The organism is Amycolatopsis keratiniphila (genome assembly GCF_000400635.2).
GTDB classification, from domain to species: Bacteria; Actinomycetota; Actinomycetes; order Mycobacteriales; family Pseudonocardiaceae; genus Amycolatopsis; species Amycolatopsis keratiniphila.
Genome location: NC_021252.1, coordinates 7,372,254 through 7,395,779, shown reverse-complemented (window position 1 = coordinate 7,395,779; position 23,526 = coordinate 7,372,254). Strand labels below are relative to the sequence as shown.

Here is a 23,526-nt window from a genome sequence, read left to right as displayed (position 1 = left end):
GGTCATGCCGGCTCTACTGAACGACTACATCGCCGAGGGCGGTGCCGGGACCGCGATCGTCGACGAGGCGGGCGCGGTCGGCTGGCGCCTGCTGGGGGAGCGGGTGAACCGCTGGATCGCCCTGCTGCGGGACCGCGGGCTCGGCGAGGGAGACCGGCTGGCCTGTGTGCTCGGTAATCGCCGAGAGACCTTCGAGGTCCTGCTGGCGTGCTTGCATTCCGGGATCACCGTGGTGCCGATCAACTGGCATCTCACCGATCCCGAGATCGCCTACATAGTCTCGGATTCCGGCAGCAAGGCCTTGGTCGTCGAGCCCTCGTACGCCGATACGGCGGGCCGCGCGGTGGCCCGGTCCACCGGGGAATGCACGACGCTGCTGGTCACCGGCTCCATGGCCGAGTCCGGATTCGAAGCGGTGGAACCGTTGCTGGCCCTGATGTCCGCGGCCGAGCCCGAAGGACAGACCTGCGGTGCCACGATGTTGTACACGTCGGGGACCACCGGGGCGCCCAAAGGCGTGGTGAACGGCCTGTTCGTGGTCGGCGCGCCGTTCTCCAGGGTGGCGAAGCTGACGCGGTACGCGCACGTCGTCCTCGACGTCCCGTCGCGTGAACGGTGCCTGCTCGACGGGCCCTGGTACCACTCGTCCCAGCTTTTCTTCTCGCTGCTCGGGCTCCTGCTCGGCTCGACACTGGTGATCCGCCGGTCCTTCGATCCCGAGTCCACTTTGGACATCATCGACCGGGAGCGGATCACCGCCGCGCATCTGGTGCCGACCCAGTTCATCCGCCTGCTGCGGCTGCCCGCCGAGGTTCGTGAGCGGTTCTCGGGGGCGAGCCTCGGGCGCGTGTGGCACGGCGGCGGGCCGTGCTCGCCGGACGTCAAACGCCGGATGATCGACTGGTGGGGCCCCGTGCTGACGGAGTACTACGGCGCCACGGAGGGCGGCGCCGTCACGCTCACCGGCTCGCGCGACTGGCTCGCGCACCCCGGCAGCGTCGGCAAGGCCGTGCCGCCGAACGAGATCGTGATCCTCGGCGAGGACGGCACTCCGCAACCGCCGGGCGCCACCGGGCAGGTGTTCGTCCGCCGGGCCAAGGGGCAGAGCTTCTCGTATCACAACGCGCCCGAGAAGACGCGGTCCGCGCATCTGGAGCCGGGCACCTTCACCTTCGGCGACGTCGGCCACCTCGACGAGGACGGTTTCCTCTATCTCACCGGGCGCGCGCAGGACATGATCGTCTCCGGCGGGGTGAACGTCTACCCGGCCGAGATCGAGGCCGTGCTGATCAACCACCCCGCGGTCCAGGACGTCGCGGTGATCGGCGTCCCCGACGACGAGTTCGGCGAGCGCGTCGCGGCCGTCGTGGAGGTCACCGCCGACGCGCCCGAAGACCTGTTCGCCGTGCTGGACCCGTTCTGCCGCAAGTCGTTGGCGGGGTTCAAGACACCGAGGTCGTACCACGTCATCCCGCGGCTGCCCCGTGAGGCGACCGGCAAGCTCCGCAAGGACGTACTGCGCAAGAGCTTCGCGGCGATCGGGATCGAGCGGCCCGACATCGCGCACCCCGCGACGTTCGCCGACGGCGTGCCGCACGCGGAGTTCGCCCGCCGCCGGGAGACCGAGCCGGTGGCGTGGACCCCGGAACCATTGCTGACCAGGCATTCCAGCGCCGGCAGTACCACCCAGCGCGGTTCCGGCTACTGGGCGGTGACCCGCTACGACGACGTCTACTCGGTGTCGCGGCGCCCGGAGGAGTTCTCGTCCGCGGCCAAGGGTGCCTTCCTGCCCGACCCGCGCACCCCGGGCGATCTCAAGCAGACCCGGCAACTGCTGGTCAGCATGGACGGCCCCGAGCACGTCCGGATCCGCCGCCTGGTCGCGACGGTGTTCACGCCCAAGTCGGTCCGCGGGCTGAGCGACAGCATCGCCGGGCACGCCCGGCGGCTGGTGGAGAAGGTCACCGACGGCGCGGAGTTCGACGCCGTCGCCGACTTCGCCGCCGAGCTGCCGCTCCTGGTCCTCTGCGACCTGCTCGGATTCCCGCCGGAGGACCGGCACCTGCTCTACCGCTGGAGCAACGCGCTGGTCGGCTTCGACGATCCGGAGTTCGGTAGCGGCGACGTCGAGGCCTACCGCCGGACGTTCGCGGAGGCGTTCGCCTACGCGATGAAGCTCGGCCTGAACCGGCGCGAAACCCCGACCGACGACCTGATCAGCCGTCTGGTCAACGCGGAGTTCGACGGGAAACGCCTGTCGGACCGGGAGTTCTGCAGCTTCTGGCTGCTGCTGGTGGTCGCGGGCAACGAGACCACCCGTCACCTGATCTCCGGTTCGCTGGAGGCACTGGTGAACAACCCGGCCGAACGCGACCGGCTGGTGTCCGGCGAGGTCCCGGTGGCCACCGCGGTCGACGAGCTGATCCGCTGGGTCACGCCGATCATGCAGTTCCGCCGCACCGCCGTGCGGGACACCGAGATCGCCGGGCAGCCGGTGGCCGAGGGCGACAAGGTCGTCGTCTACTACACCTCGGCCAACCGCGATCCGGCCGTGTTCACCGACCCGGACCGCCTCGACCTCGGCCGCGACCCGAATCCGCACCTGTCCTTCGGTATCGGCCCGCATTTCTGTCTCGGCGCGCATCTGGCCCGGCTGGAGATGGCGACGCTGCTGACCGAACTGCTGCCGCATCTCTCGCGCCTGCGCCTGACCGGGCCGGTGACCCGGCTCGAGTCGAACTTCGTCAACGGCGCCAAATCCATGCCCGCCCGCTTCGGATGAGTCCACGAGAAAGGGAGGCCGTCGTGCCCTCGAAACCTGTCCAGCCGAGCCGCGCGGGGACGGTCCCCTGGCCCGCCGACCTCGTCGAGCGTTACGTCGCCGAAGGGCACTGGAAGGGCCAGGCGCTCGCCTCGCGCTTCGTGGCCGCCGCCGACGCGACCCCGGACGCAGAGGCACTGACCGACGGCGGCTTCCGGCTGACGTACGCCGAACTCCTGTCCCGTGTGGACGGTGCCGCCCAGCGGCTGCGGGCGCTGGGACTCCGGCCCGACGACCGGCTCCTGGTCCAGCTGCCCAACGGCTGGGAGTTCGTGGTGCTGACGCTGGCGTGCTTCCGGCTCGGTGTCATCCCGGTGATGGCGCTGATCCAGCACCGCAGGCACGAACTGTCCTACCTTGCCGAGCTGTCCGAGGCGCGCGCGATCGCCGTGCCGGACCGGGTGAAGGACTTCGACCACCAGGAGCTGGCGGCCGGGATCGCCGCCGGGGCCGAGACCATCGAGCACGTCATCGTCGCCGGTGACGTCCGCGACGGGCACGTGGACCTGCGTGCGCTGTGCGCCCCGGCTTCGGATCCGGCCGCGGCGCGCGCCGAACTGGACGCGCTGACGCCCGACCCGCGATCGGTCGCGCTGCTGATCCTTTCCGGCGGCACGACGGGGCTGCCGAAGCTCATCGCACGCACCCACGACGACTACGCCTGCTATGTCGACGGATCCGCCGACGCGTTCGGTTTCGACGCGTCGTCGGTTTATCTCGCCGTGCTGCCGTTCGGGCACAACTACCCGCTGAGCGCGATCCTCGGCGTGCTGTGGGCAGGCGGGCGCGTGGTCGTCTCGCCGTCGCCGTCCCCGCGGGACTCGCTGGGCGCGATCGAAGCCGAACGCGCGACCGTGACGTCGGTGGTGCCGGCGATCGTGGTGCGCTGGCTCGAATACCGCGAGGCCGACAAGCAGCACGACCTGTCGTCGTTCAAGGTGCTGACGCTGGGCGCCGCGCGGTTGCAGGATCAGCTGGTCCGCCAGATCAGCACGGTGTTCGGCTGTACGCTGCAGCAGGGCTACGGGATGGCGGAGGGGCTGACCAACCTCACCCGGCTGGACGACCCGTTCGACATCACCTGCGACACCCAGGGCCGCCCGATCAACCCCGCCGACGAACTGCGCGTCGTCGACCCCGACGGTAACCCGGTCCCGCCGGACGAGCAGGGCGAGCTGATCACCCGCGGCCCGTACACGATCCGCGGCTACTACCGCGCGCCCGAACACAACGAGCGCGCTTTCACCCCGGACGGGTGGTACCGCACGGGTGACGTCGTGCGGCTGCGGCCGGACGGCTACGTCGTCGTCGAAGGGCGCACCAAGGACGTGATCAACCGCGGCGGCGAGAAGATCGCGGCCGAGGAGGTCGAATCCTTCGCCTACCAGCTCGATTCGGTGGAGATGGCGGCCTCGGTCGCGATGCCGGACCCGGTGCTCGGCGAGCGCGGCTGCCTCTACGTGGTGCCGACGCCCGGCACCTCCGTCGCCCTGCAGGACGTCATCGACGTCATGGAGACGGCGGGGGTCGCCCGGTTCAAACTCCCCGAACGGCTGGTGATCGTCGACGCGATGCCGCGCACCCCGATCGGCAAGATCGACAAAAAGGTGCTGCGGGCGGACATCGCGCGACGGCTCGAAGAAGAAGCCGCCTGACACCTGCTCGTGAGTGGTGGCAGGTTGTGAAAGCCACTTTCGCAACCTGCCGCAACCGTTGAAGAGAAGGCCGGACCGTGTCCTGTTCGTGGGCTGAAGGCTCCCTTCGCCGCATCAGACTCGGCGAAGGGAGCCTTCAGCCCACGCCCGACAGCGACAAACCGCGCAGCCGGGTACTCACGACCTTTTTTCACGACGCGCATTCTCGCAGAATGGAATAAGACGAGCCCGTCCCCACAATGCGAAGCTTGCAGTGCAGCCGGTTTCCGGCCCGGGTTCCGCCGCGTGACGTGGAAATGCTCGAACGCGGTTCACCCCCATCGCTTTGGGAGAAAGGACGCACAATGAGCGTTACCGCAACGCGGCAAGGCGGGCCGCCCGCAGCCGCGGAAAAGCCGGCCAAACAACGCTATCTGGCCGTCGACGGCCTGCGCGGGGTTTGCGCGCTGGCCCTGCTCTTCACGCATGTCGCGATGATCGCGGGGGTGCTGGGCACCAAGGAACTCGGTGGCACGATCGCTTCGACCAGCGCCGTCGGCGGGTTCTTCACCGGCGGCCTCCAGATCTTCGCGGGCGTTTTCTTCGTGCTCACGGGCATGTTCGTCTACCAGGGGTTCGCGAAGTCGGTCATCAACGGAACCCCGCGCAAACGCGAAGGCACGGTCATCCGCCGTGTGCTGCGCCTGCTCCCCGCGTACTACGTGATGTACTTCGTGGTCCTCATCGCGCTGAACCTCCAGCAGATCGACAGCGTGTGGGACGTCTTCCGGCCGTTGGCGCTGCTGCACATCTACGACTGGGACGGCTGGAGCAACGGCATGGAGATCACCTGGACCGTGCCGGACATGGCACAGTTCTATCTCCTGCTGCCGCTGCTGGCCTGGGCGACCTTCAAGTTCGCTTCCCGCGGCAAGACCGCCCGGGCGCGGGCGTACCGGATGATGCTTCCCGTGCCGCTGCTGTTCGCCGCCGGTATCGCCTGGCTGCTGTACTCGCAGATGAACGGTCTCGGCACCCGCGCCCTGTTCTGGTACCCGATGGGCCTGATGCCGGAGGTCGCGATCGGCATGGTCATCGCGATCTGGCTGGAACTGCAGAAGGCCTCGCCGAACGAGGCACCCAAGCTGCTCACCTTCGCCGGCCGCCACCGCGTCCTGTTCCTGGGCATCGCGCTCACCTGCTTGCTGATCAACTGCGCTCGTCCCGGCAGTGAAATCGGCATGGACGATTACTACAGTCTCACCGCATTAGGGATCTTCTACGGACTCTTGGCCATTCTTTCGGCGAGCCTGTTGCTTTCGATGGTCGCACCCGGACCCGAGTCGCGCGTGATCCGCGCCGTGTTCACCAACCGGGTGATCCTGTTCGTCGGCAAGATCTCCTACGGCGTCTACCTGTGGCAGTTCGCGGTGATGCACTTCTACCTGCAGAAGCCGAACGCCTACTTCAACGGGGAACCGATGCCGTTGATGCTGATCCGCGCCGGCACCGGCTTCTGGGAACTGCAGCTGGTCACCCTGGTCGGCACGATCATCCTGTCGACGATCTCGTACTACGTGCTGGAACGTCCGTTGATGAACTGGGGCGAGCGGGTCATCAAGCGCCGTGCCGCCCGCAAGGCCGCGGCCGCGCTGCCGCGGCAGCGTGAGGAATCGGTCCCGGTCTAGTCCCTTGCTCCTCGATCCGCCGGCCTGGTGTCCGCCACAAGCGGACGCCAGGCCGTTCCAGCATGGAGGTTCGCCGTGTCGTTTTCCGCGCCCTTGAAGGGTTTCCACGCCCAGCTCCCCGGATCCGGCCCGGTCGTCGAGACGATTCTCGACCGGCTGCGGATGCTGGATGCCGACGTCGGTGGCGGGCCGCCCGGTCTATTCGGCCTGAGCGGGCCGGGCGTCTCGGTCGAGGCCAGTCCGCGCGAGCCGTTCCCGGAGAACCTCGTACAGGCCGACTGCGGGATCATGGCGCTGCACGGTCGTTCCGAGGCGCAGCCGCGGCCACTGGGTGTCGACTACGTTTCGATCCTCACCGGGATCGCCACCGTCCAGGGCATGCTGGCCGCGACTTTAGCTCAACTGCGCGGAAATCCCGTGGCCCGCATCGAGCTCGACGCGAACGGCGTCGCGTTGCTCGCCGTCGGGCAGTACATCGCCGCGGCCACCGCGGACGAGGATCCCGAGGGCTACGAAGACCTGCCGTCGACGGCGCGGCCGCCGTTCGTCTCCGCCGACGGGATCGCGTTCGAGGTCGAGTCCTTCAGTGGTGAGGCCTGGCAGGGATTCTGGTCCTCGCTGGGGGCGCCGGAGCGCGCGATCGCGCGAGGCTGGCGGCCGTTCCTCCTCCGTTATGAGCGCGCGTCGGCGGTGCTTCCGCGCGAGCTGCACGAGGCGGTCGAGTCCACGTCGTTCGAGGAGATCCGCGCGGTCGCCGCGTCGACCGGGATGCACGTCTGTCCTGTTCGGACAGTGTCGGAACGGCGCGCCGACCCGGACGCGGGCTTGCCGCCGTGGACACTACGCGCCGGACGGGCGGCACCGCCGGCATCCGGTTCCGGCGCCGGTCTGCCGCTCGCCGGGATCCACGTCGTCGAGTCGACCCGCCGCGTGCAGGGCCCGCTGGCGACCCGGTTGCTGTCGTTGCTCGGCGCGACCGTCACCCGGATCGAACCGCCGGGTGGCGACCCGCTGCGGGGTATGCCGCCGATGGCGGGCGACTGCTCGGCGAAGTTCCGCGTGCTCAACGACGGCAAGCGGATCGCCGAGATCGACTTCAAATCCGCGGCGGGCCGCGACGAGGTCATGGACCTGATCCGCGACGCCGACGTGTTCCTGCACAACTGGGCACCGGGCAAGGACGTCGAACTCGGCCTGGACGCGGCGGCGATGCACGCGGTGAACCCCGGGCTGGTCTACGCGGCCGCGTGCGGCTGGGGCGACGCGCTGGGGACGCGGCCGCCCGCCGGTACGGACTACATGGTCCAGGCCTACTCCGGGGTGGCCGACGCGCTGACGCCCGCAGGCGAACCGCCGCGCCCGACGTTGATGATCATGGTGGACATCGCGGGCGGATTCGTTTCGGCGGAAGGGATCGTGGCCGCGCTGGTGGCCCGTCAGCGCACCGGCCGGGGCGGCTCGGTCACGACGTCGCTGCTCGCGGCGGCCGACGCCCTCCTGCGCGAGCCGTCACCCGCCGCCGTCGACGGTGTCTTCGCCGCGGCCGATGGGCTCCTCGCGATCGTGACCGAAGACGTCGAAGCCCTGTGCTCGAAGCTGGACATTCCCGTGCCGCCGCCGGAAGAACTGGCGGACGCGATCACCAAGGCGCTGGGCACGCGGCCGATGGCGGACTGGGAAGGCAGGCTGGGCTCGATCGCGGTGCCGGTCCGGCGGGATCTGGGCAGCCTCGTCTCCCGTCATCCCGCGCGGTTCGAGAGAAACGGCTGCGCGATCGCCGTTTCGCCGTGGATCTTCGGAGGAGCTTCGTCATGAGTGGGAACACACTGGGTGTGCTGGGCTCCGACGTCAAGGTGGGGCTGGCCGACGGGACGAAGATCGCCTACGCCAACCTGGACTACGCGGCCAGCGCGCCCTGCCTGCGCGAAGTGGCCGACGTCGTGGGAGAACTGCTCCCGCTCTACGCGAGCGTGCACCGGGGCGCGGGCGCGCTTTCCCAGCTGTGCACGGAAAAGTACGAACTCGCCCGGGCGTCCGTCACCGCGTTCCTCGGCTGCCGCGCCGACGACGTGGTCGTGTTCACCCGCAACACCACCGACGCGCTGAACCTGCTGGCTCACGCCGTTCCGCCGGACACCGTGGTCGTCACGTTCGAAGGCGAGCATCACGCGAACCTCTTGCCATGGAACGAAGTCGTCCGGCTCCCGGCACCCTCTTCACCGGAGAGCGCGGTTTCCGCCGTCGAGACCGCCCTCGCCGCGCAGACCGCCGGACATCCGATCCTGCTGGCCGTCACCGGCGCGTCCAACGTGACCGGCGAGGTCTGGCCACTCGCCGACCTGGCCGCCACCGCCCACCGCTTCGGCGCCCGCATCGCGGTCGACGCCGCCCAGCTCGCGCCGCACCGGCGGATCGACGTCGCCGCACTCGGCCTCGACTACGTGGCCTTCTCCGGACACAAGCTGTACGCCCCCTTCGGCGTCGGCGTACTCGCGGGCCGCGCCGACTGGCTGGACCGCGCGCGGCCGTACCTCGCGGGCGGCGGGGCCACCGCCCACGTCGGGGACAGACCCGGCGACGTCGACTGGGCGACCGGCGCCGCAAGACACGAGGCGGGCTCCCCGAACGTCATCGGCGCGGTGGCGCTGGCGGCCGCGTGCGATGCCCTCGCCGCGGCGGACCTGGAGGCGCTCCAAGCCGACGAAGACGCACTCACGACCCGTCTGCACGACGGCCTGGCGGAAATCCCCGCGGTCCGGATCCTGGGCCGCGGCTGGCCGGACAGGCTGGGCATCGTGTCGTTCACCGTCGACGGCATCGAGACGCGCACCGTGTCCACCCGGCTGGCCGAGGAATTCGGCATCGGCGTCCGCGACGGCCTGTTCTGCGCCCACCCGTTCACCCGGCGGCTGCTGGACCAGGCGGGCGCGACCGCGCCGACGGCGGTGCGGGCGAGTATCGGCATCGGCACGACGTCCGAGCACATCGACCGCCTGATCGCCGGCGTCCGGGCCATCGCCGGGTCCTGAGCGCCGGACTCGATAGGGTACGCGTCGTGATCGAGGCGAGAGAAGTGGCCGAGGCTCTCTCTGTTCACGGGGGCGGCCCGCCGATGATCGCTATCTTGAGCCGTTCGCAGAGGTATTTCCGAATGTGTGGAAGGGTTTTCCTGTGCAAGGTTCGTGACGCCTACGCGAAGGCTGATCCGACCTATGTCAACGTTTTGCCGGATCTGGCCGCCTCCGACCAGGATTTCTGCCTGGCGGCCAATGCCGAGCTTGTCTCTTTGCTGGACTCGATAAAAAGTATCGAGTCCGTTCCAGGACACTGGGTGTGAACGATATGAGCCCTGCTCACCGGGCGGTCGAGATGTGCGACCTTCCGCTGCTTCGTGAGCTCCTCGACGGCGGCGCCGACATCCACGAAGAGCATGACGGGCTCACGTTGCTGCACCATGCCATCGACGTCGAGATCGACAGTCATACGCAGACGGGCGAGCCGCTGCACGTGGACGTCACGGCTTACTTGCTGGCGTGAGGAGCGGACCCGAAGCGTCGTTCCGATGGTGGTTGTGGCGTCAGCGCTGAGCACATAGCCTTCGTAAGCCGTCATTGGCTGGCTTCGGCCCTCTTCGAGGCATGGGCGTCCAGGCCCTGATGAGATGTCGTGAATGACGGAGCGCTGAAAACGCCGTCCAACTGTGTGCCCTCGGCAGGATTCGAACCTGCGACACCTGCCTCCGGAGGGCAGTGCTCTATCCCCTGAGCTACGAGGGCGTTGCCGCCTGGGCGACGTTGAAAGCTTAGCGCATGTCCCCGGGGGCTCTCGCGAGTGGTGGTCGTTAACCGGCGTGATGCTCGCCGAGGCGACCAGGGACCCCGCTGACCAGGTCTTTCGCAAGAGTGAGCCGGTGGGCGGCCGAAATGCGTAGCGTTGGTGACACCGACGAACTGGGAGGACCTGGTGATCGAACCGTTCGAGGTGAGGATCCCCGAATCCGACATCGAAGACCTGCGCACCCGGCTGCGCGCGACGCGCTGGCCCGAGCCGGCCACTGTCGACGACTGGGATCAGGGTGTCCCGCTGGAGTTCGCGCGGGAGTTGTGCCGGTACTGGGCCGAGGACTACGACTTCGGGCTGGCCGCCCGGGTCAACGCTTTCCCGGGCTTCAAGACCACTGTGGACGGTCTCGGGATCCACTTCCTGCACGTTCGCTCGCCGGAGCCGGACGCGACGCCGCTCGTGCTCACGCACGGCTGGCCGGGGTCGGTCGTGGAGTTCCTCGACGTGCTCGGGCCGCTGACCGACCCCGCCGCGCACGGGGGCGATCCCGCGGACGCGGTCCACGTCGTGGCGCCGTCGCTGCCGGGGTTCGGCTGGAGCGGCAAACCGTCGTCGACGGGCTGGAACGTCGAGCGCATCGCCCGGGCCTGGGACGAGCTGATGGGGCGGCTCGGGTACGAGCGTTACGTCGCGCAGGGCGGCGACTGGGGCTCTGGCGTGGCGAACATGCTCGCCAAGATCGTCCCGGAGCGGCTGATCGGCGTCCACGTGAACATGGCGGGCGTCCCGTACGACGAGTCCGTGCTGGGCGAGCCGACGGCGGAGGAGAAGGCGGCGATCGGTGACCTCGCGCGGTTCCGCGCCGTCGGGTCCGCGTACGCGCAGCAGCAGGCCACGCGTCCGCAGACGGTCGGCTACGGGCTCACCGACTCGCCGGTGGGGCAGGCCGTGTGGATCGCCGAGAAGTTCTGGGAGTGGACCGACAACGACGGCACGCTGGAGAGCGCGCTGTCCTGGCGGCAAATGCTCGACGCGATCTCCGTCTACTGGTTCACCGGCACGGCGGCCTCGTCGGCGCGGATCTACTGGGAGAGCAAGGAGCGCGACGTCTCGGCCGTTGAAGTTCCTTCGGGTATCTCCATCTTCCCGCGCGAGATCATCCGGCCGTCCCGGCGCTGGGCGGAGCTGCGCTACACCGATCTTCGCTGGTACGAGGTGCTGGACAAGGGCGGGCATTTCGCCGCGTTCGAGCAACCCGAGGCCTTCGTCGGCCAGTTGCGGGGGTTCCTCCGGTCGCTTCGGTAGCGGTGCGTGGCGGTTCCAGGTTTCGGGAAGGCCCTCCTGGGGGATGGCTTCCTTGTGTGGCTTAAGACATGGTGAACTTAGGCTCACCTGTATTGCACATATGCGCATGTGACAATATATTCGGCCTGTCGACTTCACGAGAGGCGGAGCAATGGGTCACGGGCACGGGCATGGGACGGCCGCGCCGTCGAGCGCGTCAGGCCGCTACCTCAAGAGCCTGACGATCGCGCTGGTCATCGGCGCCGGCTTCATGGTCATGGAGTTCGTCGTCGGGTTCGCCACCGGCTCGCTCGCGCTGATCTCCGACGCCGCGCACATGTTCACCGACGTCCTCGGTGTCGGCATGGCGCTGGCGGCGATCCTGCTCGCCCGGCGGAGTGGCCCGACGCTGACCCGCACCTTCGGCTTCTATCGCGCCGAAGTGCTCGCGGCCCTGGGCAACGCCATCCTGTTGTTCGGCGTCGCGGGCTACGTCCTGGTCGAGGCCATCGGCCGGATCAGCGACCCGCCCGCCGTGCCCGGCCTGCCCGTCCTGCTGGCCGCGGCCGCGGGCCTCGTCGCGAACATCGCCTCCTTCATGATCCTGCGCAAGGGCGCGGAGGAGAGCATCAACGTCCGGGGCGCGTACCTCGAAGTCCTCGCCGACCTGATCGGCTCCGTCGGTGTGCTGCTGAGCGGCGCGATCACGCTGCTGACCGGCTGGCGCTACGCCGACCCGATCATCGGTGTCGCGATCGGCCTGTTCGTCCTGCCCCGCACCTACGCCCTCGCCCGGCGTGCGCTGCGGATCCTCTTCCAGCACGCGCCCAAGGGGGTCGACGTCGCCGGGATCCAGGCCGAACTCGGCGGACTGAAGGGCGTCGAGGACGTCCACGACCTGCACGTCTGGACGCTGACTTCGGGGATGGAGGTCGCTTCGGCGCACCTCACCATCGCGCCGACCGTCGAGCAGGCCGAGGTGCTCACCGAGGCGCAGAACCTCCTGGCGAACCGCTACTCCATCGAGCACGCGACCCTGCAGATAGAAGTGCCCCAGTGCGCGAAACGCTGCCAGGAACTCTCCTGGTAGACCCCCTCCGCGCATTCAGAGGACGAAATGCGTCAGGCGGGGAGGGGCGCGGCGCCGCGCTCTTGGAGCATTCCCTTCATCAGGGTGATCTCGGCGCCCTGCGAGACGAGCATGCTCTGGGTCAGCGACTTCACGTCCGCGATCGACGTGTGATCGTGGCCGTACTGGGCCATCGCCGTCCCGCCTTCGTGGTGCCGCAGCATCAGCTGAAGAAAGAAGACGTCCATCTCCTTGCCGGTCAGCGACCGCAGCTTGGCCAGTTCGGCCGACGTCGCCATCCCCGGCATCGGTGCGCCGTTCGACGGCTTCATGTCGCCGCCACCGTGCCCGCCGTGGCCGGACATCGGCTCGGTCATCCAGGTCATGTAGGCGCCGGTCGCCTGCTCGGGCTGGCCCCACAGGCCGAGCCAGCCCTTCATCCGGCCGACCTGCCCGGTCTGCGTGCGCTCGATGTCGAACGCGAGGGTCTTGATCGCCGGATCGGTCGTGTGGTCCCGCGCCCAGCCCGCCATGGTGACGGCCTGGAGATGGTGCACCGACATGTCCTGCGCGAAGCCGACCTCGACCGAGCCCGTGCCCGGGGTCTTCTGCTCCGGCTCGGAGTCGATCAGCCTGGTCGTCAGCGCGCCGAGGCCGAAGCCGAGGATCAGCATGACGACCAGGGCGGCCCCGATCACCAGCCATCGGCTCTTGGCCGACCGTGACACGTCTTCCTGGAGATCGGGGTCCACTTGGCTCACTACTTGCTCGCGGGCGCCGAGGGCTGGGTCGCGGGCGCGGACGGCTGGCCGGCGCCGGGCTGGTCCGGCTGTGTGCCCGCGCTGCCCTTGTAGTCCATCGGCTTCGCGTCCGGCCCCGGCGGGGTCGGGTCGAAGTCGCCCGGCTCGATCTGCGCGTCGCAGGTGGCGTCACGCTCGGGGTACGCGCCGAACGGGTTGGTGCGCAGCGCGGCGACGAACTGGTCGATCCGCTCGTCGGAGGCGGAGTCCAGCTTCAGCTGGTGCCCCCACGACTGCAACGAGATCGGCTTGTCCAGGTTCGGGTACGGCGACATCACCATGTACGGCTTGCCCTCGACACGCACCTTCAGCAGGTCCAGCGCCTCGCCGGTGATCTGCGCCGGGTTGTAGGCGATCCAGACCGCGCCGTGCTCGAGACCGTGGACCATGTTCTCGTTGCGGACGGCCTTCTCGTAGACGACGCCGTTGCACGCGGCCCAGGCCTGGTCGTGCGGGCCGCCGAAGGGCGGAGTCTTGTCGTAGGCGACGCGCTCGGCGGCGCTGACGTGCACGGAGCCCTCGTACGTGGCCGTGGTCACGCCGGCGATCCGCTTGGAGGGGTCCGGGTCCTGCTGCGAGGGCGCGAAGGCGGCCGCGGCCTCCTCGCGGGACTTCTGATCGCGCTTGGGCGCCGAAGCGACCATGTAATAGGTGACCACCGAGGCAGCCAGGACGACGATCGCGACGACGGCGATGATCGTGCCCCAGGGCGTGCCCTTCTTGGACACGACGGAACTACGGGCGGCCTTCATGGCGTTCTTCGACGACGCGCCCTTTTTTCTGGTTGTCCCGTTAGCCATGGCTCCTGCGTTCTCCGAAGGGGGTGGTCCCTGCGCGGGCCAGTGTAGAGACCGCGCGTCTGATCACCGTGAACAGTTCGAAGATCACCGGCTTGGCTCACACCTTCCGGCGGTCGCTGCGAAGCCCGGACCAGGTCACACCTAGAATTCCGCGAGTGACTCCCGCAGCTCTCGCCGACCTGGTCCGTAACTCCGCCGTGCAGGTTCTCACCGCGCGCGGCCTCGACGATTCCGTGCTGCCGGAGAAGGTGACGATCGAGCGTCCCCGCAATCCCGAGCACGGCGATTACGCGACCAACCTGGCGCTGCAGGTGGCCAAGAAGGCGGGCATGAAGCCCCGCGACTTCGCCGACGCGCTGGCCGAGGCGCTCTCGGCCACCGACGGCATCGACTCGGCCGAGGTCGCCGGGCCGGGCTTCCTCAACCTGCGGCTCGCCGCCGACGCGCAGGGCCAGATCGTCCAGCAGGTGCTCGACGCCGGCGAGAAGTACGGCCTCGGCGACGCGCTGGCGGGCGTCAAGATCAACCTCGAGTTCGTTTCGGCGAACCCGACCGGCCCGATCCACCTCGGCGGCACCCGCTGGGCCGCGGTGGGCGACGCGCTGGGCCGCGTGCTGTCCGCGCAGGGCGGCCTGGTCACCCGGGAGTACTACTTCAACGACCACGGCGCGCAGATCGACCGCTTCGTGCGTTCCCTGATCGCCGCCGCCAAGGGCGAGCCCGCCCCCGAGGACGGCTACGCGGGCGGCTACATCAACGACATCGCCGCCGAGGTCATCCGCCAGGAGCCGAGCGCGCTCTCGCTGCCCGACGACGAGCGGGCCGAGACCTTCCGCCGGGTCGGCATCGGGCTGATGTTCACCGAGATCAAGCAGAGCCTCCACGAGTTCGGCACCGATTTCGACGTCTACTTCCACGAGAACTCGCTGCACGAGTCCGGCGCCGTGGCGTCCTCGGTCCAGCAGCTGAAGGACTCCGGGAACCTGTACTTCGAGGACGGCGCCTGGTGGCTCAAGTCCAAAGAGCACGGCGACGACAAGGACCGCGTCGTCATCAAGAAGGACGGCAACCCGGCCTACATCGCCGGTGACCTCGCCTACTTCCAGGACAAGCGGAAGCGCGGTTTCGACCTCTGCATCTACATGCTGGGCGCGGACCACCACGGCTACATCGCCCGGCTCAAGGCCGCGGCGGCCGCCTTCGGTGACGACCCGGCCGTCGTCGAGGTGCTGATCGGCCAGATGGTCAACCTGGTCTCCGAGGGCAAACCGGTCCGGATGAGCAAGCGCGCCGGCACCGTGATCACCATGGAGGACCTCGTCGGCACCGTCGGTGTGGACGCGGCCCGCTACGAGCTGATCCGCTACTCGGTCGATTCCACTTTGGACATCGACCTCGACCTGCTTCGCAAGCACTCCAACGACAACCCGGTGTACTACGTCCAGTACGCCCACGCCCGGCTGGCCTCGTTGCAGCGCAACGCCGCCGACCTCGGGCTGAAATCCGATGGCGCCGTCGACTTCGGACTGCTTACGCTGCCCGCCGAGGGCGATCTGATCCGCACGATCGGCGAATTCCCGACCGTCCTCCGCCGGGCCGCACAGCTGCGCGAACCGCACCGCGTCGCCCGGTACCTCGAAGAACTCGCCGGCGCGTACCACAAGTTCTACACGGTCGGCCGTGTTCTCCCCCAGGGCGACGAGGAGGCCACCCCCCTCACGTTCGCCCGGCTCGCGCTGTGCCAGGCCGCCCGCCAGGTGCTGGCGAACGGCCTCAACGTGCTCGGTGTCTCTGCTCCGGAACGGATGTAACCCAGAATGGCTCACCCCGCGGGCCCCCGCCACGCCGACGTCTACCCCCACGCCGACGCCTCCGGTTTCCCGCCGTCGAGTCCCGAGGAACTCGACAGGCTGTACCCGAAAGTCTGGCCCCGCAACACTTTCCGCGGCGGTGACGGCGTCGTCCGCATCGCGGGTGTCGACGTCCGCGAACTCGCCGAGAAATACGGCACGCCGCTGTTCGTCGTCGACGAGGCTGACTTCAAGTCCCGGTGTGCCGACTACGCCGAGGCGTTCGACGACCCGGCGCTCGTGCACTACGCGTCCAAGGCGTTCCTGTCCATCGAGATCGCCCGCTGGGTGGCCGAGCAGGGGCTGAGCCTGGACGTCTGCAGCGGTGGCGAACTCGCCGTCGCGCAGCGCGCGAACTTCCCGGCGGAGCGGATCACCTTCCACGGCAACAACAAGTCGCTGTCCGAGCTGGAAGCCGCCGTCGAAGCGGGGGTCGGCACGGTCGTCGTCGACTCCTACTACGAGATCGCGCGGCTGGCCGACGTCGCCGCCCGGCACGACGTCGTGCAGAACGTCCTCATCCGGGTGACCGTCGGCGTCGAGGCGCACACGCACGAGTTCATCGCGACCGCGCACGAGGACCAGAAGTTCGGTTTCTCGCTGGCTTCCGGTGACGCCGCCGAGGCCGTGCGTCGCGTGCTCAACGCGCCGTCGCTCAAGCTGATCGGCCTGCACAGCCACATCGGTTCGCAGATCTTCGACGCCGACGGTTTCGAGGTCGCGGCCCGCCGCGTGGTCGGCCTGCTGGCCGAACTCGCCAAGGAGCACGGTTCCGATCTGCTCGACCAGCTGTCGATCGTCGACCTCGGCGGTGGTTTCGGTATCGCCTACACCGACAAGGACAACCCGCCGCCGCCCGCGCAGATGATCACGCAGATCCGCGAGATCGTCCGCAAGGAATGCGAGTACGCGGGCCTTCCGGTGCCGAAGATCGCCGGCGAGCCCGGCCGCGCCATCGCCGGTCCCGGCACGATCACGTTGTACGAGGTCGGCACCATCAAGGACGTCTCGCTCGGCGACAAGGCCGCCCGGCGCTACGTCAGCGTCGACGGCGGCATGAGCGACAACATCCGCACCGCCCTCTACGACGCGGTGTACGACTGCCGTCTCGTATCCCGGTCGGCCGACGACGACGGGGACGGCCAGGCGAGCGCCGCGCTGTCCCGGGTCGTGGGAAAACACTGTGAGTCCGGCGACATCGTCGTCCGTGACTGCTGGCTCCCCGACACCCTTGCTCCCGGCGACCTGCTCGCCGTGGCGGCCACCGGGGCGTACTGCTACTCGATGGCCAGCGGGTACAACCGGCAGCCGCGGCCCGCGGTGGTGGCCGTGCGCAACGGCAGCGCCCGCGTGCTGCTGCGGCGGGAGACGACGGACGACATGCTGCGCCTGGAGGTCTAGCAAGTGTCTACTGTGGACGGACGCGTGATCAAGGTCGCCCTGCTGGGCTGCGGGACGGTCGGTGGCGAAGTGGTCCGGCTGCTCACCGAGCAGGCCGAGGAGCTGGCCGCCAGGGCGGGCGCCAGGGTGGAGCTGGCGGGTATCGCGGTGCGGCGCCCCGACAAGCACCCCGAGCTGCCGCCGGAGCTGGTGACCTCCGACGTGACGAAGCTCGTGACCTCCCCGGACGTCGACGTCGTCGTCGAACTGGTCGGCGGTATCGAGCCGGTGCGGCAGTGGCTGCTCGACGCGCTCAAAGCCGGGAAATCCGTTGTCACGGCGAACAAAGCGCTGCTGGCCGAGCATTCCGCGGAGCTGTTCGAGGCCGCCGACGCCGCGGGCGCCGATCTGTACTTCGAGGCGGCCGTGGCCGGGGCGATCCCGCTGCTGCGCCCGCTGCGCGAATCGCTGGCCGGTGACCGCATCACCCGCGTGATGGGCATCGTCAACGGCACCACCAACTACATCCTGTCCGCGATGGACTCCACCGGCGCCGGCTACGCGGAAACGCTGGAAGAGGCCAGCAGGCTCGGCTACGCGGAGGCGGACCCGACGGCCGACGTCGACGGCTACGACGCGGCGTCCAAGGCCGCGATCCTCGCCTCGCTCGCGTTCCACACCCGGGTGACCGCGTCCGACGTGCACCGCGAGGGCATCGCCGACGTCACCGCGTCGGATCTCGCCGCGGCGAACGTGCTGGGCCGCACGGTGAAACTGCTCGCCATCTGCGAGCGCGTCACCGCCGACGACGGCACCGAATCCGTTTCGGCGCGCGTGCATCCGGTGATGATCCCGCGCGGTCACCAGCTCGCCGGGGTGGGCGGCGCGTACAACGCCGTCTACGTCGAGGCCGACGCCGCCGGTGAGCTCATGTTCTACGGTCAGGGCGCCGGTGGCGCGCCGACCGCGAGTGCCGTGCTCGGCGACCTCGTCGCGGTGGCTCGAAACCGGGTCGTCGGCGGCCGTGGCCCGCGCGAATCCGCGCACGCCGCGCTCCCGGTCAGGCCGATGGGCCAGACGCCGACGCGGTACCACGTCAGTCTCGACGTGGCCGATCGAGCGGGCGTCCTCGCCCAGGTGGCCCAGGCGTTCGCCGGGCACGGTGTCAGCATCGCCGCCGTGCGTCAGCGCGACGCGAACGACACGGCCAGCCTGGTCGTGGTCACCCACCTGGCGCCGGACGCGGCATTGCGGTCCACTGTGGACGACATTGCCGAACTCGATGTGGTGAACCAGGTCGTCAGTGTGATGCGTGTGGAAGGCGAAGACCAGTGATTTCCCAACCGTGGCCGGGGATCATCCAGGCTTATCCGGACCGGATCCCGGTCCCCTCCGGTGCGAAGGTGATCACGCTCGGCGAAGGCAACACGCCGCTGCTGCCCGCCCCGCACCTCTCGGAACTGACCGGCTGCGAGGTCCACCTCAAGGTCGAAGGCGCGAACCCGACCGGGTCGTTCAAGGACCGCGGGATGACCGTGGCCATCACACACGCGCTCGCCAGCGGGCTCAAGGCGGTCATCTGCGCCTCCACCGGCAACACGTCGGCGTCGGCCGCGGCGTACGCGGCCCGCGCCGGGCTCACCTGCGCGGTGCTCGTCCCGCAGGGCAAGATCGCGATGGGCAAACTCGCCCAGGCCGTCCTGCACGGCGCGCGGATCCTGCAGGTGGACGGCAACTTCGACGACTGCCTCGAACTCGCGCAGAAAACCGCGATCGACTACCCGGTGACCCTGGTCAACTCGGTCAACCCGGTGCGCATCGCCGGCCAGAAGTCGGCCGCGTTCGAGATCTGCGACGTGCTCGGCCGGGCACCGGACATCCACTGCCTGCCGGTCGGCAACGCGGGCAACATCACCGCCTACTGGGCCGGGTATTCCGAGTACGCGGGCGACGGTGTGGTGAAGAACACCCCGCGGATGTTCGGCTTCCAGGCGGCCGGTGCCGCGCCTCTCGTGCACGGCGAACCGGTGGCCGATCCGGACACCATCGCGACCGCGATCCGCATCGGCAGCCCCGCGTCCTGGGACGGCGCGATGAAGGCGAAGAACGCGTCCGCCGGGCTGTTCGACGCGATCACCGACGAGAAGATCCTCGAGGCGTACCGGCTGCTGGCCCGCAAGGAAGGCGTGTTCGTGGAGCCCGCCTCGGCGACCAGCGTCGCCGGCCTGCTCGCCACGGCCGCCGACGGCCGTCTGCCCAAGGGCTCGACCGTTGTGTGCACCGTCACGGGACACGGTCTGAAGGACCCGGCCACGGCGCTGGAGGGCAACGTCGAGGTCGAGCCGCTCGCCGTCGACCCGACCGCCGTCGCCGCCGCGCTGGACCTGCGATGACGCTGCTCAAGATCAAGGTCCCGGCGTCTTCGGCGAACCTCGGCCCGGGGTTCGACGCGCTCGGCCTGGCGCTCGCGCTGTACGACCGCGTCGAACTCCAGATCACCGACGCGGGGCTCAAGATCGAGGTGACCGACGTCGGCGCGGGCGGCGTGGACGACGTCCCGACGGACGAATCGCACCTGGTCGTGCGGGCCTTCCGGCGCGGTTGCGAGCACCTCGGCCTCCGGCCGCCCGGCCTGCACCTGAGGTGTTTCAACGCCATCCCGCACGCTCGCGGCCTCGGCTCGTCCGCGTCCGCCGTGGTGACCGGCGTCGCGGCGGCGTACGCGCTGGCTGAGAAGCCCCTGGACGACGACGCCCTGCAGTTGGCAGCCGGGTTCGAAGGACACGCGGACAACGCCGCGGCGAGCCTGCTGGGCGGCTTCGTGGTGGCGTGGAACGAGGGCGAGCGGTTCCGCGCCGAACGGCTCCAGCCGCATCACGACATCCGGCCCGTGGTCGCCGTCCCGGCGCTGCGGTCCTCGACCGACGCCACCCGCGGGCTGCTTCCCGACCGGGTCCCGCACGCCGACGCGGCGTTCACGGCCGGTCGCGCGGCGCTCGCGGTGCACGCGCTGACCGCGCGTCCGGACCTGTTGCTCTCCGCGACCGAAGATCGGCTCCATCAGCATTACCGGGCGTCCGCGTACCCGGCGAGCAGCGAATTGGTGCGCGCGCTGCGGGCCGAAGGGGTGGCCGCGGCCATCTCCGGGGCCGGTCCGACGGTGCTCGCGCTGACCACCGGGGGAATACTCCCGGCGGGCGTCGACGTTACGTCTTTCGACGTCACCGAGCTGCCGATCGATCCGGGCGGCGTTCAGGTTGCGGCTCAGTAAAGCCTCGGTCACATGCCGGAGCCCCATCCCGCCACGCGGGGGGTGGTTGTTGCACCGGACCGTGGCGCGGTCTACCCTCGGGGGCGTTCGATCACCGTGCGTTTCCGCACCCGGTGCCGGTCCAGGTGACCAGTGTCATCCTTGGCCCGCATCCTTCGTTGATCCGCCAGTTCCGTACACCGCCTGGCAAGCGGGGAGTAGCGGATGGACGCAGGCGGGTTCCCGGTTCCGGCGGTGCCGAATTCCGCTTCCTCCGTTTGGAGGACGCAAATCCCTGTGCTGGAGGCCTTCTAGCTGTGTTCAACACGGCCGAGGAGCTGATCGCCCGTATCGGGGGCCAATTACGCCGTTTCGCAATCGGACGCGAGCGGCGGTCCGCTGATCCACCTGGAGGCGTGGATCGGTCAGGAAGGACATTTGTGAGCAACACCGATCTTTTGAGCGACGTCGAAGGTGGCGCCGCCGAGTCGAACGGCGTCGTCGCTCCCAAGCGCACGGTCGGCGGATTGACCGGCAAGACCGTCGCCGAACTGCGCTCGATCGCTGGGGACCTTGGCATCGGCGAGACGACGGGCATGCGCAAGGGCGATCTGATCGCGGCCATCCGCGAGCGCCAGGGCAAGACCAAGCGCAAGACCCCCGCCGCGGCGAGCGAAACGCTTCCGCTCGAGGGGATCGACGCACCGCGCAAGGCCCAGAAGGCCGAAGCGCCCAAGACCGAGGCCCCGAAGCAGGAGGCCCCGAAGGCGGAAGCCGCTCCGGCCGAGGCTCCTCGTGCGGAGAAGGCCGAGAAGGTTTCGGAGAACGGCTCCGCGCCCGCCGCCGAGCGGCCCGCGCAGCAGGACAACGGGGCGCCGCAGGACGGCCAGCCGCAGCAGGAAGAGGGCGGCCGCAGCCGTCGTCGCCGCGGCTCCAACCGCGCCGCGGGTTCGCCCGAGCAGGGCGGCCAGCAGCGTGAGCGCGGCGACCGGGGTGACCGCAACGAGCGGGGCGACCGTGGTGACCAGGGCGGCAACCGCCAGGGCAACCGCGACGGCCGTGGCCAGGACAACCGCCAGCGCAACCAGCAGGGCGGCGGCCAGGACAACAGCCAGCGCCAGGGCCAGGGCCCGCAGGGTGACGACGACGAGGAAGGCGGCCGTCGCGGCCGTCGCTTCCGCGACCGTCGCCGCCGGGGTTCCGGCGGTGGCCGCGAACAGGGCGGCTCGCCCGACACCGAGATCCGCGAGGACGACGTCCTGCTGCCCGTCGCGGGCATCCTGGACGTGCTCGACAACTACGCGTTCGTCCGCACCTCGGGCTACCTCGCCGGGCCGAACGACGTGTACGTCTCGCTTTCGCTGGTCCGCAAGTACGGCCTGCGCCGCGGTGACGCCATCACCGGTGTCGTGCGCCAGCCGCGTGACGGCGAGCAGCAGCGGCAGAAGTTCAACCCGCTGGTGCGCGTCGACTCGATCAACGGCCTGGAGCCGGACGAGTCCAAGCGCCGTCCCGAGTTCACCAAGCTGACCCCGCTGTACCCGAACGAGCGGCTGCGCCTCGAGACCGAGCCGCACAAGCTCACCACCCGCGTCATCGACCTGGTGATGCCGGTCGGCAAGGGGCAGCGTGCGCTGATCGTTTCGCCGCCGAAGGCCGGCAAGACGACGATCATGCAGGACATCGCGAACGCGATCTCGACGAACAACCCCGAGTGCCACCTGATGGTCGTGCTCGTGGACGAGCGTCCCGAAGAGGTCACCGACATGCAGCGGTCGGTGAAGGGTGAGGTCATCGCCTCGACCTTCGACCGCCCGCCGTCCGACCACACCTCGGTCGCGGAGCTGGCCATCGAGCGGGCGAAGCGCCTGGTCGAGATGGGCCACGACGTCGTCGTGCTGCTCGACTCGATCACCCGTCTGGGCCGTGCGTACAACCTGGCGGCCCCGGCGTCCGGCCGGATCCTCTCCGGTGGTGTCGACTCGACGGCGCTGTTCCCGCCGAAGCGTTTCCTCGGCGCGGCGCGCAACATCGAGAACGGCGGCTCGCTGACGATCTTCGCCACGACGATGGTCGAGACCGGTTCCACCGGTGACACGGTCATCTTCGAAGAGTTCAAGGGCACCGCGAACGCGGACCTCAAGCTCGACCGGAAGATCGCCGAGCGGCGCGTGTTCCCCGCGGTGGACATCAACCCGTCCGGTACCCGCAAGGAAGACCTGCTGCTTTCGCCCGACGAGCTCGCGGTCACCCACAAGCTGCACCGGGTGCTGCACGCGCTGGACTCGCAGCAGGCCATCGACCTGCTGATCTCGCGTCTGCGCAAGACGAAGACCAACATCGAGTTCCTCATGCAGGTCTCGAAGACGGCCCTCGGCTCGAACGACGACGACTGAGTTTCCGTAGCTGAACCGAAGGGGCCCTTCACCGCATCCGATGCGGTGAAGGGCCCCTTCGCTGCGTCTGATGGGGGAAGCATGGCTTCGGTGCCGGGACGGATCGTCGTGTACGGGGTCACCGGTTCGGGTAAGTCGACGCTGGCTCGGAAGCTCGCCGAGCGGACCGGGCTGCCGTGTCATTCGGTCGACGACGATCTCGCTTGGCAGCCGGGCTGGGTCCCCGTTCCGGACGAGGAACAGCGGCGTCGGGTCGCTCTCCTGGTCGCCGAGGAGCGCTGGATCATCGACGGGATGTTCGCCAAATGGCGCGACATCGCGTTGCCCCGCGCCGAACTGATCGTGGCGCTGGACTATCCGCGCTGGGTTTCGCTGAGCCGTCTGGTGCGCCGGACCGTGGTGCGCTGCGTCACCCGTCGCCGGATCTGCAACGGCAACGTCGAAACGCTGCGGGGCATGATCTCCGGCGATTCGATCATCGTGTGGCATTTCCGCTCGTTCGCGCGTAAACGGCGCACGATCCGCGGCTGGGTCGCTGACCCCGGGGTGCCGGTGGTGCGGCTGACCTCGCCGCGCGCAACCGAACGCTGGCTGGCGCTCGCGAGTGGTAATCGGGGTGAGAAGGGCGATCACTCGTGATCAGGCGGCGATCACGCGTGATCAGAGACGTAACTCGCGTGATCAGACGGCGTTCACCGTGTTCGCCGTCCGATCACGCGAGATGCGTTCCCGATCACGCGAGTTACGTCTCTGATCACCTGCGGCTCGCAG

General features: G+C 69.3%; 18 protein-coding genes and 1 tRNA gene. 16 read left to right on the top strand and 3 right to left on the bottom strand.

Annotated features, from left to right (window positions below):
* Positions 1–4 precede the first annotated feature (4 nt).
* The 7 genes from AORI_RS74025 to AORI_RS84075 all read left to right on the top strand — a co-directional run bounded on the left by AORI_RS74025 (position 5) and on the right by AORI_RS84075 (position 9,680).
* Positions 5–2,782: a cytochrome P450 gene (locus AORI_RS74025; protein ID WP_016336888.1), complete on the top strand. Its 2,778-nt coding sequence runs from the start codon at positions 5–7 to the stop codon at positions 2,780–2,782.
* 23 nt (positions 2,783–2,805) lie between these two features.
* A complete protein-coding gene (locus AORI_RS74020) occupies positions 2,806–4,476 on the top strand; it encodes a (2,3-dihydroxybenzoyl)adenylate synthase (protein ID WP_016336887.1) in 1,671 nt (556 codons plus the stop codon).
* Between the two features lie 344 nt (positions 4,477–4,820).
* On the top strand, positions 4,821–6,143 hold the full coding sequence (locus AORI_RS74015; RefSeq protein WP_016336886.1) for an acyltransferase family protein: 1,323 nt from the start codon (positions 4,821–4,823) through the stop codon (positions 6,141–6,143).
* A gap of 75 nt (positions 6,144–6,218) precedes the next feature.
* On the top strand, positions 6,219–7,958 hold the full coding sequence (locus AORI_RS74010) for a CoA transferase (RefSeq protein WP_016336885.1): 1,740 nt from the start codon (positions 6,219–6,221) through the stop codon (positions 7,956–7,958).
* Complete coding sequence (locus tag AORI_RS74005; protein ID WP_016336884.1) at positions 7,955–9,172, top strand: aminotransferase class V-fold PLP-dependent enzyme; 1,218 nt, start codon at positions 7,955–7,957, stop codon at positions 9,170–9,172. The genes AORI_RS74010 and AORI_RS74005 overlap by 4 nt, the downstream gene beginning before the upstream one ends.
* Positions 9,173–9,198: 26 nt before the next feature.
* Positions 9,199–9,480: a hypothetical protein gene (locus AORI_RS74000; RefSeq protein ID WP_016336883.1), complete on the top strand. Its 282-nt coding sequence runs from the start codon at positions 9,199–9,201 to the stop codon at positions 9,478–9,480.
* A gap of 5 nt (positions 9,481–9,485) precedes the next feature.
* A complete protein-coding gene (locus AORI_RS84075) occupies positions 9,486–9,680 on the top strand; it encodes an ankyrin repeat domain-containing protein (protein WP_016336882.1) in 195 nt (64 codons plus the stop codon).
* Positions 9,681–9,846: 166 nt separating this feature from the next.
* Here the strand turns inward: AORI_RS84075 and AORI_RS73990 are convergent.
* A tRNA-Arg gene (locus AORI_RS73990) sits at positions 9,847–9,919 on the bottom strand.
* 184 nt (positions 9,920–10,103) lie between these two features.
* Here AORI_RS73990 and AORI_RS73985 point away from each other — a divergent pair.
* Both AORI_RS73985 and AORI_RS73980 read left to right on the top strand, forming a co-directional pair.
* Positions 10,104–11,231, top strand: coding sequence for an epoxide hydrolase family protein (locus AORI_RS73985; protein ID WP_420806993.1), 1,128 nt, complete (start codon positions 10,104–10,106; stop codon positions 11,229–11,231).
* Positions 11,232–11,382: 151 nt separating this feature from the next.
* The gene (locus tag AORI_RS73980) at positions 11,383–12,300 is read left to right on the top strand and encodes a cation diffusion facilitator family transporter (protein ID WP_016336880.1); all 918 of its coding nucleotides are present in this window, start codon (positions 11,383–11,385) and stop codon (positions 12,298–12,300) included.
* Positions 12,301–12,332: 32 nt separating this feature from the next.
* Here the strand turns inward: AORI_RS73980 and AORI_RS73975 are convergent, their stop codons facing one another.
* Together AORI_RS73975 and AORI_RS73970 are read right to left on the bottom strand one after the other, a co-directional pair.
* Positions 12,333–13,031, bottom strand: coding sequence for a DUF305 domain-containing protein (locus AORI_RS73975; RefSeq protein ID WP_016336879.1), 699 nt, complete (start codon positions 13,029–13,031; stop codon positions 12,333–12,335).
* Between the two features lie 8 nt (positions 13,032–13,039).
* Positions 13,040–13,831, bottom strand: coding sequence for a DUF3105 domain-containing protein (locus AORI_RS73970; RefSeq protein WP_016336878.1), 792 nt, complete (start codon positions 13,829–13,831; stop codon positions 13,040–13,042).
* Between the two features lie 203 nt (positions 13,832–14,034).
* Between AORI_RS73970 and argS the strand changes: the two genes are divergently transcribed.
* The 7 genes from argS to AORI_RS73935 all read left to right on the top strand — a co-directional run bounded on the left by argS (position 14,035) and on the right by AORI_RS73935 (position 23,394).
* Positions 14,035–15,690 (top strand): arginine--tRNA ligase, encoded by a 1,656-nt coding sequence (gene argS / locus AORI_RS73965; RefSeq protein ID WP_016336877.1) that lies wholly within the window; start codon positions 14,035–14,037, stop codon positions 15,688–15,690.
* A gap of 6 nt (positions 15,691–15,696) precedes the next feature.
* Complete coding sequence (gene lysA / locus AORI_RS73960; protein ID WP_016336876.1) at positions 15,697–17,130, top strand: diaminopimelate decarboxylase; 1,434 nt, start codon at positions 15,697–15,699, stop codon at positions 17,128–17,130.
* A gap of 3 nt (positions 17,131–17,133) precedes the next feature.
* The gene (locus AORI_RS73955; protein ID WP_043848355.1) at positions 17,134–18,444 is read left to right on the top strand and encodes a homoserine dehydrogenase; all 1,311 of its coding nucleotides are present in this window, start codon (positions 17,134–17,136) and stop codon (positions 18,442–18,444) included.
* Positions 18,441–19,502 carry a threonine synthase gene (thrC, locus tag AORI_RS73950; RefSeq protein WP_016336874.1) on the top strand — a complete coding sequence of 354 codons (1,062 nt, stop codon included), beginning with the start codon at positions 18,441–18,443 and terminating at the stop codon, positions 19,500–19,502. Before AORI_RS73955 ends, thrC begins: the two co-directional genes overlap by 4 nt.
* On the top strand, positions 19,499–20,380 hold the full coding sequence (gene thrB, locus AORI_RS73945) for a homoserine kinase (protein WP_016336873.1): 882 nt from the start codon (positions 19,499–19,501) through the stop codon (positions 20,378–20,380). Before thrC ends, thrB begins: the two co-directional genes overlap by 4 nt.
* Before the next feature lie 419 nt (positions 20,381–20,799).
* Positions 20,800–22,755, top strand: a complete 1,956-nt coding sequence (rho, locus tag AORI_RS73940; protein ID WP_016336872.1) for a transcription termination factor Rho — start codon at positions 20,800–20,802, stop codon at positions 22,753–22,755.
* An 81-nt stretch (positions 22,756–22,836) separates the two neighbouring features.
* On the top strand, positions 22,837–23,394 hold the full coding sequence (locus AORI_RS73935; RefSeq protein WP_016336871.1) for an AAA family ATPase: 558 nt from the start codon (positions 22,837–22,839) through the stop codon (positions 23,392–23,394).
* Positions 23,395–23,526: the final 132 nt, after the last annotated feature.